A 14,256-nucleotide genomic window follows, 5' to 3' on the forward strand; every position below is an offset into this window, starting at 1 on the left:
GCACTGACCGCCTTCCCCCGCCGTTTGAGGTCGCTTTCAGCGTACGTCGCCGTCCTCATCGAGGAGTCCGGCGTCGTGCACCAGGAGCGCGATCTGGACACGGTTGTTGAGGCCGAGCTTGGCCAGGACGCGCGAGACATGGGTCTTCACGGTGGGCACGCTGAGGAAGAGGGCGGCGGAGATCTCGGCGTTGGACTGGCCCCGGCCGACCGCGACCGCCACCTCCCGTTCGCGCTCGCCGAGTTGGCCGATCCTCGCCCGGGCCCGCGAGGCGCGGTCGGCCACTCCACCGGTACCGCACGCGACCTGGTGCATCAACTGGCGTGTGATCGCCGGGGAGAGCACCGGCTCGCCCGCCGCGACCCTGCGGACGGCGGCGACGATCTCGGCGGGCGGGGTGTCCTTGAGGACGAACCCGGCGGCTCCGGCGCGCAGCGCCCGTACGACCTGGTCGTCGGCGTGGAAGGTGGTGAGGACCAGCACCTCGGGCGCGTCGGGGCGGGCGCGCAGGGCTTCGGTCGCGGTGAGGCCGTCGACGGTCGGCATCCGGATGTCCATCAGGACCACGTCCGGGCGCAGCCGGTCCGCCAGCTCCCCGACCTGCGAACCGTCGGATGCCTCCCCGACGATCTCCAGGTCGTCGGCGCCGCCGAGCATGAAGGTGAGTCCCGCACGGACGAGGGGGTCGTCGTCGACGACGAGGAGCCGGATGGTCATGAGGGCCACGGTAGCCAGGCGCCGACCCGGAAGCCGCCGTCCGGGGTGCCGCCGTGCTCCAGGCGGCCCCCGGCGAGCATGGCGCGCTCGGTCAGGCCGATCAGCCCCTGCCCGGATCCGGGCACCTTCGGAACGTCGCCGACGGGTGCGGGGTTGCGCACCTCGACGGTGAGTCCGTCGCCCGGGCCGCCGGTGACGCGGACGGTGACCTCGGCGCCCGGGGCGTGCTTGCGGGCGTTGGTGAGGGCTTCCTGGGCGATCCGGTAGGCGTTGCGTCCGGTGCCCGCCGGGACCGCCGCGAGGTCGCCGATCCGGCTGTCCAGGGTGACCTTCATCCCGGCCTGCCGTGACTCGGCGACCAGCGCGTCCAGGGTGGCGAGCGTCGGCTGCGGCCGGTCCTCGGCGCCCTCGCCCGGGCTGCGCAGCACGCCGATGATCTGGCGCAGGTCCTGAAGCGCCTCGTGCGCGCTGTCCCGGATGACCCCGGCGGCGCGCGCGACCTCGGCCGGGGGCGCGTCCGGGCGGAACTCCAGGGCGCCCGCGTGCACGCTGAGCAGGGTGAGGCGATGGGCCAGTACGTCGTGCATCTCGCGGGCGATGTCCTCGCGGGCCAGGCGCTGGGCGTGCTCGGCCCGCAGCGCGGCCTCTTCCTCGGCGCGGGCGGCCCGTTCGCGCAGCGCGACGACGAGCTGGCGCCGGGCGCGTACGAGCATGCCCCAGCCGATGACGAGCAGCACGATCAGGATGCCGACCAGGGCGTTGGCCAGCAGGCTCGACGTCGGATCGGGGCGGACCACCGGCTGGAGCACCGAGCTGACCACGGCGGCGCTGCCGACGACCGCGACGGCGGGCTTGAGCGGCCGGTGCACGGCCAGGCTGAACAGGGCGACGAGCAGCGCCCCGACGGCGGCGGGCGCCCCCACGGTGATGACGACGAGTGCCGAGGCGAGCCCCACGGGATGGCGTCGGCGCAGCCACACCGCGCCGCAGGCGACCGCGCCCACCAGCAGGTCCACGGCCTGGAGCGGGGAGTCCGAGTAGCCGGCCGTGGAGTTCATGGCGTCGGCGGCGAGCAGGCCGACGAGCACGGCGGCGAGAAAGACGAGGGTGTCGACGACCCAGTCCCGTACGGTACGGCGCGGCCTGCTCTTCCCGGAGCGGTCGCCCGGCAGCTCGGGGGCGGCGACGGCCGAGGGCAGCAGCCAGCGGTATTCGGTACCTGGGCGTGTCATGACGACCAAAGTACGCAGGTCGCAGGCGGTGCGGCGGGATCCGGCGGCAGCGCGCTACCAAAGTCGTACGAGCCGAGACTTTCGCATCACGGGGCGCGTCCGAAGACGGCGCGCGGGTGGTGCGGCGCGGGGCGCCCCGGTGCTGTCGGGCCGGGGCGCCCCGCGCATGGGCGGCTGTGTCGTCAGCCGCCCAGCTCCTGGTGGCGGGCGGTCAGCCGCGCCGCGCCGTCGGTCGTGAGCGAGCCGAACAGGCGCAGGCGGGAGATGCCGCCGTCGGGGAAGATGTCGATCCGGACGTCGGTGGCGACCGCCGGGGCGGCGAGTACGAACCGGTGGTTGGTGTCGGGCTGCAGCCGCGTGCGCGGCAGGACCTCGGTCCAGTCGCCCGACGCGCCGTCGCGGACCGAGAGCGCCGCCCAGCCCGCCGAGTTGCCCTTGAGGTACGCGGTGTCGATCTCGACCGCGCGGATCTCGGACTGGGCCGCCAGCTGGTAGCGGATCCAGTCGTTGCCCTTGTCGCGGCGGCGCCGGGTCTCCCAGCCGTCGTCCATCTTGCGGGAGCGGCCCGGCTGGATGGTGTTGGTGGCGGGCGAGTAGAAGCGGTCGGACGCGTCCTCGACCTGGCCGCCGTTCTCAAGGGCCGCGAGGTCGAAGGTGCCCAGCGCCGCGAGCCACTTCGGGTCCGGGGCGACCTCGCCGTACACACGCAGGCGCGCGATGCCGCCGTCCGGGTGCTGGTTGACGCGCAGATGCGTGAAGCGCTGCTCGACGTCGACGGCGAACCCGTTGGCCGCATGGCCGCCGACTGCCGTACGGGGAACGAGCATTACCCACTTCACGTCGTCCGCGAGCAGGTCCTCGGGCGAGGGCGAGCCGTCGACCGAGGTGGCCTCGACCGACACGGCCTGCGGGTAGTTGCCCCGGAAGTGCGCGGTGTCGACGACGATGCCGCGTACGACACCGGGGGCGCCCAGGCGTACCAGGGCCCAGTCGTGGTCCTCGTCGGTCGGGTGCGGCACGGCGGCCGAGACACCGCGGCGGCGGCGGGTCTCCCAGCCGTCCATGATTTTGCCCTTGTGGCCGAAGTGCTCGGGGTCGAACTCGGCGGCCTCGGGCTTCAGCAGGTTCTCGCGCTCGGCGAAGAACTCGTCGTTGGCGGCGATGACACCCGCGCCCAGGCGCCGGTCGGCGAGGTCCGCGTACCGCGTGAACGGGAAGTCGGCGGTGCGGTAGTCCGCGTACGGGTCGCCGCCGCCGTAGGGGCTGGCGTCACCGGTGTAGGAAGGGATCTCGCTCACGGTTCAGTTGTTCCTTTCGAGCAGGCGGCCGGTGGGCTCGGTGAGGGTGCCGTTTTCCTGGATGCGCTCACCGCGCAGCCAGGTCGACTTGACGACACCGTGCAGGGTCTTGCCCGCGTACGCGGTGACACGGTTGCGGTGCTGGAGTTCGGCGGCGTCCACGGTGAAGGTCGCGTCGGGGGCGAGCACCGCGAAGTCGGCGTCGCGGCCCGCCTCGATGGCGCCCTTCTGCGAGAGCCCGACGAGGGAGGCGGTCGCGGACGACATCCAGCGCACCACGTCCTCCAGGCTGTGGCCGCGCTTCCTCGCCTCGGTCCAGATCGCGGAGAGGCTGAGCTGGAGGCCGGAGATGCCGCCCCAGGCGGTGGCGAAGTCGTCGGTCTTCAGGTCGGCGGTGGACGGCGAGTGGTCGGTGACCACGCAGTCGATGGTGCCGTCGGCGAGCGCGGCCCACAGCAGGTCCTGGTTGGCGGCCTCGCGGATCGGCGGGCAGCACTTGAACTCGCTGGCCCCGTCCGGGACTTCCTCGGCGGTCAGGGTGAGGTAGTGCGGACAGGTCTCCACCGTCAGCCGTACGCCCTCGCGCTTGGCGGCGGCGATCAGCGGCAGCGCGTCGGAGGAGGAGAGGTGCAGGATGTGCACCCGGGCGCCGACCCGGCGGGCGGCCGCGATCAGGCCCTCGATCGCGGTGTTCTCGGAGACCCTGGGCCGGGTGGCGAGGTAGTCCGCGTACTTGGGGCCGGTCAGATGGGGCGCGGCGTCGAGCTCGTGCGGGTCCTCGGCGTGCACGATCATCAGGCCGTCGAAGCCCGCGATCTCGGCGAGCGACTGGGCCAGCCGGTCCTGGTTCAGCTCGGGGAACTCCTCGACGCCGGACGGCGACAGGAACGCTTTGAAGCCGAAGACCCCGGCGTCGTGGAGCGGCCGCAGGTCCTTGACGTTGTCCGGCAGGGCGCCGCCCCAGAAGCCGACGTCCACATGCGCCTTGGCCCGCGCGACCTCCTGCTTGGTGCGCAGGTTGGCCACGGTGGTGGTCGGCGGCAGGGAGTTGAGCGGCATGTCGACGAGGGTGGTGATGCCACCGGCGGCCGCGGCGCGGGTGGCGGTCCAGAAGCCCTCCCACTCGGTACGGCCGGGGTCGTTCACATGCACATGGCAGTCGACGAGACCGGGCAGCAGGACGTCGTCGCCGAAGTCCTCCAGGCGCGCCCCGGCGGGGACGTCCGCGTCGTACGGCAGCACCGCCGCGATCACGCCACCGGCCACGGCGACCGAGGCCGGGCGGGTGCCCTCGGGGGTGATGACGCGCGAGGAGCGCAGTACGAGGTTGACGTCGGACACCCGAGCCCTCACTTCCCAGTGGTTCGACTGATGCAACTGACTCAGCCAGCGAAATTCAACGAACTGTTGAAGGAGTCTTCACGCCGATCAGGGAGCCGTCAAGGGTGTCCCGGCTCCGGTGACCGCGAACGGCGTGGGTCTTGGAGGTTTCCACAGAATGGAATTAGAATTTCACTTCCCAGAATGTAGCTATCGCCACGGGGCGCACACGCCGACCGGACAAACCAGCCCTGACCGGCAAGGACGCCCTACCTACGCAGGGTACGGCGACAATCCGCCCAGTAGGCTGCTCCCCTGCCAGCATGAAAGGACCGCGCCGTGCCGACGTCCAGCGCCAGCACCACCGACGCCTCCAAGCCATCCGCCGCGAGCGGTGGCGTCCAGTCCCTTGAGCGCGCCTTCGACCTCCTTGAGCGGATGGCCGACGCCGGGGGCGAGGTCGGCCTCAGCGAGCTCTCCGCCAGCAGCGGCCTGCCCCTGCCGACCATCCACCGCCTGATGCGTACGCTCGTGGCCTGCGGCTATGTCCGCCAGCAGGCCAACCGGCGGTACGCGCTCGGCCCGCGCCTGATCCGCCTCGGCGAGTCCGCGTCCCGGCTGCTCGGCACCTGGGCGCGGCCGTATCTGGCCCGCCTCGTCGAGGAGACCGGCGAGACCGCCAACATGGCGCTGCTCGACGGGGACGAGATCGTGTACGTGGCGCAGGTGCCCTCCAAGCACTCGATGCGGATGTTCACCGAGGTGGGCCGCCGTGTGCTGCCGCACTCCACGGGCGTCGGCAAGGCCCTGCTCGCGCACACCCCGCCGGAGGAGGTGCGCGCGCTGCTCGCCCGTACGGGCATGCCGGCGGCCACCGAGAAGACCATCACCACGCCCGAGGGCTTCCTCGACGCACTGGAGCAGGTGCGGCGCGCGGGGTACGCGGTCGACGACAACGAGCAGGAAATAGGAGTCCGCTGCCTCGCGGTGTCGGTCCCGAACTCCCCCACGGCCGCAGCCATCTCCATCTCCGGCCCGGCCGGGCGTGTGACGGAGGCGGCGACGGAGAAGATCGTCCCGATCCTCCAGGGGATCGCGGTAGAACTGTCGACGGCGCTGGCCAACACGAACCAGGGGTGAGCACTCAGGGGCGGGCCGGTGGGGGCTGGCCCCGCCCCTAGGAGGTGCGGTGCCCCATGCTTTAAGGGGCGCGGGGAACTGCGCGACCAGCCCCCACCGGCCCGCAGACAAAGCGCCCGCACCCCCGGAGGGGCCTCGCGGGGAACTGCGCGATCAGCCCCCACCGGCCGTCAGCCGACCACGCGCCCGGCGCCGAGCCGACCGTCCGCCATCTCCACCACATGATCCACCCGCTCCAGGTGACCCACGTCATGGGTGACAAGCACGGTCGCGGTGGCGCGCTCCCGGGTGAGCTGGACCAAAAGGTCCAGGACGGCGGCGCCCCGCGCATGGTCGAGCGCACTGGTCGGCTCGTCGACCAAGAGCACGGACGGCCCGTTCATCAACGCCCGAGCAATGTTCACCCGCTGCCGCTGCCCCCCGGACAGCTGATGCGGACGCCGGTCCGCAAGGTCCGCGAGCCCGACCGCATCGAGCAGTTCGAGCGCCCGGGCACGCGCGGCCGAGGGCTTCGCCCCCGACAGATGCGCCATGACCTGCAACTGCTCGGCCGCCGTAAGCGACGCCAGCAGATTCGGCTGCTGAAACACGATCCCCACGTGACTCCGCCGCAACGCCGCCCGCTCCCCCGCGCTCAGCGCAGCCGTCTCGGCCCCCGCCACCACCACCCGCCCCCGATCCGGCGCGATCAGCGTCGCAGCGACCGCCAGCAGGCTCGACTTGCCCGACCCCGACGGCCCCACGCACGCCGTCAGAGTTCCGGCCGGCACGGCGAGGCTCACGTCGTCGAGCGCGGTGAGCCGACCGTCCCCGTCCGGGTACGTCAGCGTCACGGATTCCAGGAGCAGCGGCGCGGTCATCGGGCACTTCCCAACGCGGTCAGCGGGTCGACGGCGGTGATCCGCCGGATGGACAGAGCGGCGCCGAACGCGCCGAGGGCGATCAGGACCAGGGCGGGGATCAAAGTCGTACGGGCATCCAGGACGAACGGAACCGAGTCCTCCACCAGCCCCCCGACCAGCGCAGCGAGCCCCGTCCCCGCCGCCGTCCCGACGCAGAGCATCACCACGGCCTGCCCAAGCGCATCCGTCAGCAGGTACGGCGTCGACGCACCCAGCGCCTTCAGGACCGCGATGTCCCCGCTGCGCTGAATCGTCCACACCGTGAAGAACGCCCCGACGACCAGCGCCGAGATCACGAACAGAAACCCCCGCATCAGCTGGAGCGACCCGTTCTCGGCCTGATAGGAGGGCAGCGCCGACAGCGCGCCGTCCAGCGTGCGGGTCGTCGTCCCCAGCTCCCGGTCCGTCGCCGCGAGCGGCACACCGTCGTCGAGGCGGAGCGCCACCACCGTCGCCGGGGCCCCGGACGCGAGCGGCGTCCAGACGACCGGCGTATGGCTGTACGAGTCCGAGCCCCGCACCGCCGACACCTTCAGCGCGCGCCCGCCCAGGACCACCGTGTCCCCCACCGCCGCGCGCAGCTTGTCCGCCGCGCCCCGCGACAGCACGGCGCCCCCGTCCCGTACCGGCGCGAGACCCGAGCCGGGGCGGACGGCGAAGACCGACACGGCGGCCGTCCGCTCCCCCGCCTTCGCGTTCACCGTGGAGATCGCGATCGGCTCGGCGGAGCGCACCCCGGGCACCCGGCCCCAGCGCTCCCACACCGACGGCCGCAGTATCGAGCTCGTGAAGGAGACCGACTGGCCGGCGGGCGGGGCGGCGAGCGCGAGCCGGTCGGCGGGCAGCGCGGTGACGGCCGAGGTGTTGTCCCGGGCCAGCCCGGCGGTGAGCCCGGACAGCAGGCCGACGAGCAGGGTGATGAGCACCACCACCGTCCCCATCAGCGCGAACCGGCCCCTGGCGAACCGGAGATCTCTCCATGCGACGAACATGGCTCCAGCCTCGCGGCCCGGGCCCGCCGGGGCATCGCGCCACAGCACGCATGCCCCGGATCGAAGGACGGATCCGCATATCAAACTTTCGATTGACCGGGCCGGGGCCGGGCCCGCTTACGCTGGAAGTCCTATGAGCCCCCTCCCCCACACCCCGGTCGCCCGGCTGCTGCGCCTGTGTCTGCACGCGCTGCTGTGCGGGCTGCTCGTGCTGGTGGCCGTACGGTCGCTGGGCCAGGTGTCCGTGCTGATCGCGGTGGGCGCGCTGGCCGCGGTGTACGCGGCGGGGGTGCTGGTTCCCAGGGTGCGGCCCCGGACGCGGGAGGCGGCGTGGTGGCTCGGGGCGCTGGGCGCGGTCTGGCTGGTGCTGCTCGCGCTCTCGCCGGACGCCCTCTGGCTGGCCTTCCCGCTCTACTTCCTCCAGCTGCATCTGCTCCCGGCCCGCTGGGGTACCCCCGTAGTGGCGGCGACGGCGGGCGCGGCCATCGCGAGCTTCCTGCTCCACGGCGAGCAGGTCACGCCCGGCACGTTCATCGGGCCGCTGCTCGGTGCCGCCGTCGCGGTCGCGACCGTACGCGGTTACGAGGCGCTGTACCGGGAGAGCGAGCGGCGGCGCGAGCTCATCGAGGAGCTGGTCTCCACCCGCGCCGAACTCGCCGACGCCGAACGCGCGGCGGGCACCGTGGCCGAGCGCGAACGGCTCGCCCGCGAGATCCACGACACCCTGGCCCAGGGCCTGTCGTCCATCCAGCTGCTCCTGCGCGCCGCCGAGCGCGCGCTCGGTCCGGACGACCCGGCCCGCGCCCATGTCGAGCAGGCCCGTACGGCCGCCCAGGACAACCTGGCCGAGGCCCGCCGCTTCGTCCGCGCGCTGACCCCGCCGGATCTGGAGCGGGCCTCGCTGCCCGGCGCGCTGGAACGGCTCTGCGCCTCCACGCCCGGTCCCGCCGTGCAGTTCGGGGTGAGCGGCACACCGGTCGAGCTGCCCACTCCGTACGAGGTCGCGCTGCTGCGGATCGCCCAGTCGGCGCTCGCCAACACGGTCCAGCACGCGGCGGCGGAGCGCGCGGAGATCACCCTCAGCTTCATGGACACCTCGGTGGCACTGGATGTCGTCGACGACGGACGCGGCTTCGACCCGCGCGGCGTACGGCCCTCCGGCACGGGCGGCTTCGGGCTCCCGGCGATGCGCTCCCGGGCGCGCTCGCTCGGCGGCACCCTGAGCGTCGAGTCGGCACCGGGCCAGGGCACGGCGGTCGCGATCACGCTGCCGCTCGACAGGGGAACGTACACGACCGAGCCGGTCACCCTCCCGCTCGACCGGGGCACATCATGAGCGATCCGATCAGGCTGCTCCTCGCGGACGACCACCCGATCGTACGAGCCGGGCTGCGGGCCGTCCTCGACACCGAGCCCGACTTCACCGTGGCCGGGGAGGCCGCCACCGCCGAGCGGGCGGTGGAGCTCGCGGCCGAGGGCGGCTTCGACGTCGTCCTCATGGACCTCCAGTTCGGCGCGGGAATGCACGGCTCGGCGGCGACCGCCGCGATCACCGCACGGCCGGGCGCGCCCCGGGTGCTCGTCCTGACCACATACGACACGGACGCCGACATCCTGGCGGCCGTGGAGGCGGGCGCGTCCGGGTATCTGCTCAAGGACGCACCGCCGGAGGAGCTGGCGGCGGCCGTACGGACGGCGGCGGCCGGGCAGTCGGCGCTCGCCCCGGCGGTGGCGCACCGGCTGATGGACCGGATGCGCACCCCGGCCGAGGCGCTGACCCGCCGCGAGCTGGAGGTGCTGCAACTCGTCGGCGACGGGCTCTCCAACCAGCAGATCAGCAAACGGCTCTTCCTGAGCCAGGCGACCGTCAAGTCCCATCTGGTGCATATCTACGCCAAGTTGGGAGTGGAGTCGCGTACGGCGGCGGTCGCGGCCGCCTCGGCGCGCAGGCTCATTCGCCAACCGGGGTGAATTCGTCTACGCCCCCGCGTCAGGGGCCGTGGAGCGGGGCATGGATGCGTCATCTGCCCGGCCTGACTCCGCGCGGAGGCCCATATGCCACAGACGGCACGCCAGTACTGGTGGAACCTTCAGGGACGCACGACGCTCAACTTCAACTGGGGCATCATCAACCACGACTCGACCGTGATCGTCACCGCGTCCGAGTACAGCGTGGACAACAACGACCCCCGGCACAGCCCCCGGTTCGTCGGCGCCGCCACGATCACCGTGGAGAACATCAGCCCGCACTCGCCGCCGTACGACCCGAACCACGGCGTCACGTTCACGGTCAACGTCGACTGGGGCTCCCCGCTGCACATCGTCACCGACATCACGGTGCTCGACGGGCCACCCGTCGACATCGAGTACCAGAACGGCTGAGGGGGGCCGATGCCGCGTACCGCACGTCAGTACTGGGCCGGTCTCCAGGGCCGGACGGCACTGAACTTCAACTGGGGCATCATCGACCACGACTCGACCGTGATCGTCACGGTCTCCGAGTACAGCGTCGATCCCAACGACCTCAAGCACAGCCCGAGGTTCGTGGGCGCGGCGCCGGTCCGGGTGAGCAACATCAGCCCGCACTCACCGCCGTACGACCCCAACCACGGCGTGACGTTCGTGGTCACGGTCGACTGGGGCGCGCCGCTGCACATCGTCACCGACATCACGGTCCTCGACGACAAGCCGGTGTACAGCCTGTGGGAGGGCGGCCGACTGGCCTTCGTGATGCAGCACCAGCAGCAGACCAACTGGTGCTGGGCGGCGGTCTCCACCAGCATCGCGCTCTACTACAACGCGGGCAGCACATGGACGCAGTGCGCGGTGGCCAACTCGCAGACCGGGCGCACCGACTGCTGCGCGGGCGGGGCGAGCGGCGCGGGCTGCAACTCCCAGCAGCCGCTGGACAACCCGCTGAGCATCGTCGGCCACCTCGACCACATGGTCACCAACCAGGTGGACTTCGCGACCGTCGAGTCCGAGATCAAGGCGGGCCGCCCGCTCTGCATCAGGATCGGCTGGTCGACCGGCGGCGGGCACTTCCTCACCGCGATGGGCGTGGACGCGCCGTACAACAACTCGGACGCGATCGTGGCCGTCGACGACCCGATCTACGGCCGGTCCGACCAGGTGTACAACACCCTCGCGACCAACTACCAGGGCAGTGGAACCTGGACCCACAGCTACTACACCCGGGCATAGGGACGGACCATGGCGCTTCAAGTACCGCAGCCACCCCAGGAGTCGCGTTCCGCCGCCGAGGCCGGGGTCGAGCTCCTCGCGGGCCTCGGCCGGGTCCGCCCGGCGCAGACGCTGGTGCCCGCCGGAGCCGACGAACTCCAACTCGCCCATCCCCTTCAGATGTACGTGATCGGGCTCGCCGATCTGCCGGGCGGTCTGGCCGGAGCCCGGCCGGTGGCCTGGCGCTATCTCGTCCAGCACGCCTCCGGCCCGGTCGCGCTCGCCGAGACGGTACGGGACGAGGCGGGCGGCCATGTCTTCAGCCAGCTCAACTACGGCCCGTTCGTGGCCGGAACGGCGGCCGCGCTCGACGCGGCGGACCATGAACAGGGCGACGCGGAGGTACGTCTGCTGCATCTGCCGGCCGTCCACCTGATCGCGGTCTGGCTGCACGGCGAGGCCTCGGACACGCTGATCCCGGCGGCCCCGGCCCCGCCGGGCGTCGAGGCGGACCACGCGTATCCGGCGACGGAGCTCTTCACGCTCCTGGCCCGCGACGCCCCGCAGGACATCCTGCCGCCGGAGGCGGGGGACGACCGGGGCGGCGGCTGAGTCCTCACCCCCGCAGGGTGAAATCCTCCGCCGTCGCATGGCGCAGCTCCCGGGCGGCGCCCTTCGGCGGGCGGGGCGCCGGTACGGTCAGGAGCGGGCATTCGGCATGCCGCAATACGTACCGGCGCACCGGCGCCCACCAGGCACCCGGCCGCCCGCCCACGACCAGCAGATCATCGGGCCGCCCGGCGACGGCACACAGCACCCGACCGGGCCGGTCCATCCCCGCCACCTTGCGCACCTCGACCCCTTCGGGCAGCCCGCCAAAGGCATCCTCAAAGGCCCGGCCGAGCCGCTGCCGCGCATCGAGCTCCCAGTGCGCGGCCCAGGCGGGTTCAGGATGACGCACATACAGGGCCCGCCCCTCGGGCGGCTCCCACGCGATCACGGCGAGAAGCACGCGCCCACTACGCCGCGCTTCCTCTGCCCCAGCGCGCAGGGCGGCGAGCCCGCCGAGCGACCCGCTGACACCGACGACGACGCGACCGGGCGAGCTCACTTCGGCCTCCTGAGCCGACTCCTGGCAGCGCGACGCGTCCCCGGCTCAGTTGAGGGGCGCGGGGAACTGCGCGACAAGCCCCCACCGGCCCGCAGCCGCAAACGCACCCACTCCAGCGACACCCCGTTCGGCGCTTCCTCATGTTGCCGCTGCATAGCTCGCTCGAAGCGATCCGTCATCACGCCGTACATGACACTCGCCCTCTCCCACTACTGCCGGCCGCCAAGGCCAATCACGCTGACTACATCCGAGTCTGTACGCTGATTGGACTGGCCAGCAGAGCCAATCAAGGGGAGTTGGTATGGCAGGGATCCGCATGGTCCACTCCGTGGGCAGCACGACGGACACCAGTCGGACGCTCGGCAGCCGACAGCTGGCCACGCTGGTCGCCGCCACAGCCGGGACGCGCCCCGGCTACCGCCCGCTGGCCCAGGGCGTACGCACACTCCTCCTGGACGGCCGGATTCCGCTGCACACCAGGCTCCCCGCCGAACGGGAGCTGGCCACCGCGCTCGGGGTCAGCCGGGCCACCGTCACGGCCGCGTACGACCTGCTGCGCGAGGGCGGGTACGCGCTGAGCCGACGCGGCGCGGGCACCTGGACCGAGCTGCCCGACGGCCAGCGCCCGGCCAATGTGGCCAGCTTCGCGGACGGCTCGGACCTCATCGACCTGGCCATGGCGGCGCCCTCGGCACCGGAGGCCGAGTACGCCGAGGCACTGGCCCTGGCGGCGGACGAGCTGCCCAGCCATCTGCGTACACCCGGCTACCACCCGCTCGGCCTGCCCCGGCTGCGCGCGGCCGTCGCCGAGCGGTACACCCGGCGCGGCCTGCCGACCCTGCCCGACCAGATCCTGATCACCACGGGCGCCCAGCAGGCGCTCTCCCTGGTGGTGGCCCTGCTCGGCCGCCCGGGCGACCGGGTCATCGTCGAGAGCCCGTCGTACGCCAACGGCCTGGACGCCGTACGCCACGCGGGGCTGCGCATCACTCCCGTACCGGTGACGGACGACGGCTGGGACGGCGAGCTGATGGAGTGCGCGCTGCGGCAGACCGCGCCCCGGCTCGCGTATCTGATCCCGGACTTCCACAACCCGACCGGCGCGCTGATGCCGACCGAGCAGCGCACCCGGCTGCTGCGGTCGGCGCGCGCCACCGGCACCTGGCTGCTCATCGACGAGACGATGGCGGAGATGGCGCTCGACGTCCCGGCGCCCGCACCGTTCGCGTCGCTGGCGCACCACGGCGAGGCCGAGCAGATCGTGACGGTCGGCTCGCTCAGCAAGACGCACTGGGGCGGGCTGCGGATCGGCTGGGTACGGGCGGGATCACGCCTGATCACCGAACTCGCGGGAACGCGCATCCACCAGGACATGGCGTCCTCGGTCCTGGACCAGCTGGTGGCGGTGAATCTGCTGCCCGGCATGGACGACGTACTGGTGGAGCGCCTGCGCCGAATGCGCGAGCAGCGCGCGGCCCTGGCGGACGCACTGACAGTCCAATTCCCCGAATGGCGCTGGCAGTTGCCACCCGGTGGCCTGACACTCTGGGTCGACCTGGGCCGCCCGATAGCGGGCGCCCTGGCCCAGGCAGCCCTCGCACACGGGGTCCTGCTCCAGGGCGGCGCCAGATTCGCAGCCGACCCGGGCACCCACGAACACCGCCTGAGGATCCCGTACTGCCTACCGCCGGAGATGACCCGCGAGGCGGTACGCCGCCTGGCGGCAACGCTGGAAGCGGGCCTGCCGACATCGACAACGCAGCCGACGCAACCGCACTGGGTCGCGTGAACGGCGTGCGTCACCCCGTCCCCCCAGGAGCGCGGGGAACTGCGCGACCAGCCACGCACGGTCCGCAGCCAAATATCCGCACCTCCAGCGAAGCGTTACCGCTGCGGTGGCTCCCCGAATAAGTCAACCGCTTCCCGCAACCCCTTGACCGCCAGGGACAACGCACTCACAGACCCGATCGACCCGGCGATCAACAGCAGAGAGCGACGCAGCCGCAAAACCTCCGGCGCACCGGTGACGGCCATGGCATCCAGCGCCGCCAGCTCGTCCTCGGCCACCGCTCGGTCCCGGAACTCCGCCGGATGCCCCGCCAGCTCCCGCCGCAGCCGCGCCACGGCCACCCGCAGTTCGGCGACTCTGGGGTCCTCACCACTGCCGGTCACGGGCCTCTGCTCCACGCGTCGCAACACAAGTCCTTCCCCAGGCGCCCCACGCACACCGTCGGGCCGGCGTTCACAGCCCGTCAGCGAAGGTCAACTGACGGGAGTTGCGGGCAAGTTAACGCCATCGCGCCCGGCGCGCGCCACTGTGCGGACGGAATTCGGCGCCCCCATTCGGTATACGTGGGGCCA

Annotated in this window: 15 protein-coding genes; 7 read left to right on the forward strand and 8 right to left on the reverse strand. The window is 72.4% G+C overall.

What is annotated here, in order from left to right:
- Positions 1-36: 36 nt before the first annotated feature.
- The 4 genes from ACT1U9_RS04945 to allB form a co-directional block, all read right to left on the reverse strand.
- Positions 37-717 carry a response regulator gene (locus ACT1U9_RS04945; RefSeq protein ID WP_444537145.1) on the reverse strand — a complete coding sequence of 227 codons (681 nt, stop codon included), beginning with the start codon at positions 715-717 and terminating at the stop codon, positions 37-39.
- Positions 714-1,949, reverse strand: coding sequence for a sensor histidine kinase (locus tag ACT1U9_RS04950; protein WP_444537146.1), 1,236 nt, complete (start codon positions 1,947-1,949; stop codon positions 714-716). The genes ACT1U9_RS04945 and ACT1U9_RS04950 overlap by 4 nt, the downstream gene beginning before the upstream one ends.
- Before the next feature lie 182 nt (positions 1,950-2,131).
- Complete coding sequence (alc, locus tag ACT1U9_RS04955) at positions 2,132-3,247, reverse strand: allantoicase (RefSeq protein ID WP_444537147.1); 1,116 nt, start codon at positions 3,245-3,247, stop codon at positions 2,132-2,134.
- Between the two features lie 3 nt (positions 3,248-3,250).
- The gene (gene allB / locus ACT1U9_RS04960; protein WP_444537148.1) at positions 3,251-4,588 is read right to left on the reverse strand and encodes an allantoinase AllB; all 1,338 of its coding nucleotides are present in this window, start codon (positions 4,586-4,588) and stop codon (positions 3,251-3,253) included.
- 318 nt (positions 4,589-4,906) lie between these two features.
- Between allB and ACT1U9_RS04965 the strand changes: the two genes are divergently transcribed.
- Positions 4,907-5,707: an IclR family transcriptional regulator gene (locus ACT1U9_RS04965; RefSeq protein WP_444537149.1), complete on the forward strand. Its 801-nt coding sequence runs from the start codon at positions 4,907-4,909 to the stop codon at positions 5,705-5,707.
- Between the two features lie 170 nt (positions 5,708-5,877).
- Here the strand turns inward: ACT1U9_RS04965 and ACT1U9_RS04970 are convergent, their stop codons facing one another.
- Positions 5,878-6,567 (reverse strand): ABC transporter ATP-binding protein, encoded by a 690-nt coding sequence (locus ACT1U9_RS04970; RefSeq protein ID WP_444537150.1) that lies wholly within the window; start codon positions 6,565-6,567, stop codon positions 5,878-5,880.
- Complete coding sequence (locus tag ACT1U9_RS04975; protein ID WP_444537151.1) at positions 6,564-7,601, reverse strand: ABC transporter permease; 1,038 nt, start codon at positions 7,599-7,601, stop codon at positions 6,564-6,566. Before ACT1U9_RS04975 ends, ACT1U9_RS04970 begins: the two co-directional genes overlap by 4 nt.
- A 133-nt stretch (positions 7,602-7,734) precedes the next feature.
- On the opposite strand from ACT1U9_RS04975, the gene ACT1U9_RS04980 reads away from it, so the two are divergent.
- The 5 genes from ACT1U9_RS04980 (at position 7,735) to ACT1U9_RS05000 (ending at position 11,396) form a co-directional block, all read left to right on the forward strand.
- Positions 7,735-8,937, forward strand: a complete 1,203-nt coding sequence (locus ACT1U9_RS04980) for a sensor histidine kinase (protein WP_444537152.1) — start codon at positions 7,735-7,737, stop codon at positions 8,935-8,937.
- On the forward strand, positions 8,934-9,572 hold the full coding sequence (locus ACT1U9_RS04985) for a response regulator (RefSeq protein ID WP_444537153.1): 639 nt from the start codon (positions 8,934-8,936) through the stop codon (positions 9,570-9,572). The genes ACT1U9_RS04980 and ACT1U9_RS04985 overlap by 4 nt, the downstream gene beginning before the upstream one ends.
- Positions 9,573-9,656: 84 nt before the next feature.
- Complete coding sequence (locus tag ACT1U9_RS04990) at positions 9,657-9,983, forward strand: hypothetical protein (RefSeq protein ID WP_444537154.1); 327 nt, start codon at positions 9,657-9,659, stop codon at positions 9,981-9,983.
- 9 nt (positions 9,984-9,992) lie between these two features.
- Positions 9,993-10,805 (forward strand): papain-like cysteine protease family protein, encoded by an 813-nt coding sequence (locus ACT1U9_RS04995; protein ID WP_444537155.1) that lies wholly within the window; start codon positions 9,993-9,995, stop codon positions 10,803-10,805.
- A gap of 9 nt (positions 10,806-10,814) precedes the next feature.
- Positions 10,815-11,396, forward strand: coding sequence for a hypothetical protein (locus ACT1U9_RS05000; RefSeq protein WP_444537156.1), 582 nt, complete (start codon positions 10,815-10,817; stop codon positions 11,394-11,396).
- A gap of 4 nt (positions 11,397-11,400) precedes the next feature.
- Here the strand turns inward: ACT1U9_RS05000 and ACT1U9_RS05005 are convergent, their stop codons facing one another.
- On the reverse strand, positions 11,401-11,895 hold the full coding sequence (locus ACT1U9_RS05005) for a universal stress protein (RefSeq protein WP_444537157.1): 495 nt from the start codon (positions 11,893-11,895) through the stop codon (positions 11,401-11,403).
- 301 nt (positions 11,896-12,196) lie between these two features.
- Between ACT1U9_RS05005 and yczR the strand changes: the two genes are divergently transcribed.
- Complete coding sequence (gene yczR, locus ACT1U9_RS05010; protein WP_444537158.1) at positions 12,197-13,684, forward strand: MocR-like transcription factor YczR; 1,488 nt, start codon at positions 12,197-12,199, stop codon at positions 13,682-13,684.
- Between the two features lie 95 nt (positions 13,685-13,779).
- Here the strand turns inward: yczR and ACT1U9_RS05015 are convergent, their stop codons facing one another.
- Positions 13,780-14,094: a DUF5955 family protein gene (locus ACT1U9_RS05015; RefSeq protein WP_444537159.1), complete on the reverse strand. Its 315-nt coding sequence runs from the start codon at positions 14,092-14,094 to the stop codon at positions 13,780-13,782.
- Between the last annotated feature and the right edge of the window lie 162 nt (positions 14,095-14,256).

It is taken from the genome of Streptomyces sp. BR1, assembly GCF_052373795.1.
GTDB lineage: Bacteria > Actinomycetota > Actinomycetes > Streptomycetales > Streptomycetaceae > Streptomyces.

What these genes read in the sequence shown, in the direction of transcription:
- ACT1U9_RS04945 (WP_444537145.1), bottom strand. Translation starts at nt 717, where the DNA reads ATGACCATCCGGCTCCTCGTCGTCGACGACGACCCCCTCGTCCGTGCG.
- ACT1U9_RS04950 (WP_444537146.1), bottom strand. Translation starts at nt 1,949, where the DNA reads ATGACACGCCCAGGTACCGAATACCGCTGGCTGCTGCCCTCGGCCGTC.
- ACT1U9_RS04970 (WP_444537150.1), bottom strand. Translation starts at nt 6,567, where the DNA reads ATGACCGCGCCGCTGCTCCTGGAATCCGTGACGCTGACGTACCCGGAC.
- ACT1U9_RS04975 (WP_444537151.1), bottom strand. Translation starts at nt 7,601, where the DNA reads ATGTTCGTCGCATGGAGAGATCTCCGGTTCGCCAGGGGCCGGTTCGCG.
- ACT1U9_RS04980 (WP_444537152.1), top strand. Translation starts at nt 7,735, where the DNA reads ATGAGCCCCCTCCCCCACACCCCGGTCGCCCGGCTGCTGCGCCTGTGT.
- ACT1U9_RS04985 (WP_444537153.1), top strand. Translation starts at nt 8,934, where the DNA reads ATGAGCGATCCGATCAGGCTGCTCCTCGCGGACGACCACCCGATCGTA.
- ACT1U9_RS04990 (WP_444537154.1), top strand. Translation starts at nt 9,657, where the DNA reads ATGCCACAGACGGCACGCCAGTACTGGTGGAACCTTCAGGGACGCACG.
- ACT1U9_RS04995 (WP_444537155.1), top strand. Translation starts at nt 9,993, where the DNA reads ATGCCGCGTACCGCACGTCAGTACTGGGCCGGTCTCCAGGGCCGGACG.
- ACT1U9_RS05000 (WP_444537156.1), top strand. Translation starts at nt 10,815, where the DNA reads ATGGCGCTTCAAGTACCGCAGCCACCCCAGGAGTCGCGTTCCGCCGCC.
- yczR (WP_444537158.1), top strand. Translation starts at nt 12,197, where the DNA reads ATGGCAGGGATCCGCATGGTCCACTCCGTGGGCAGCACGACGGACACC.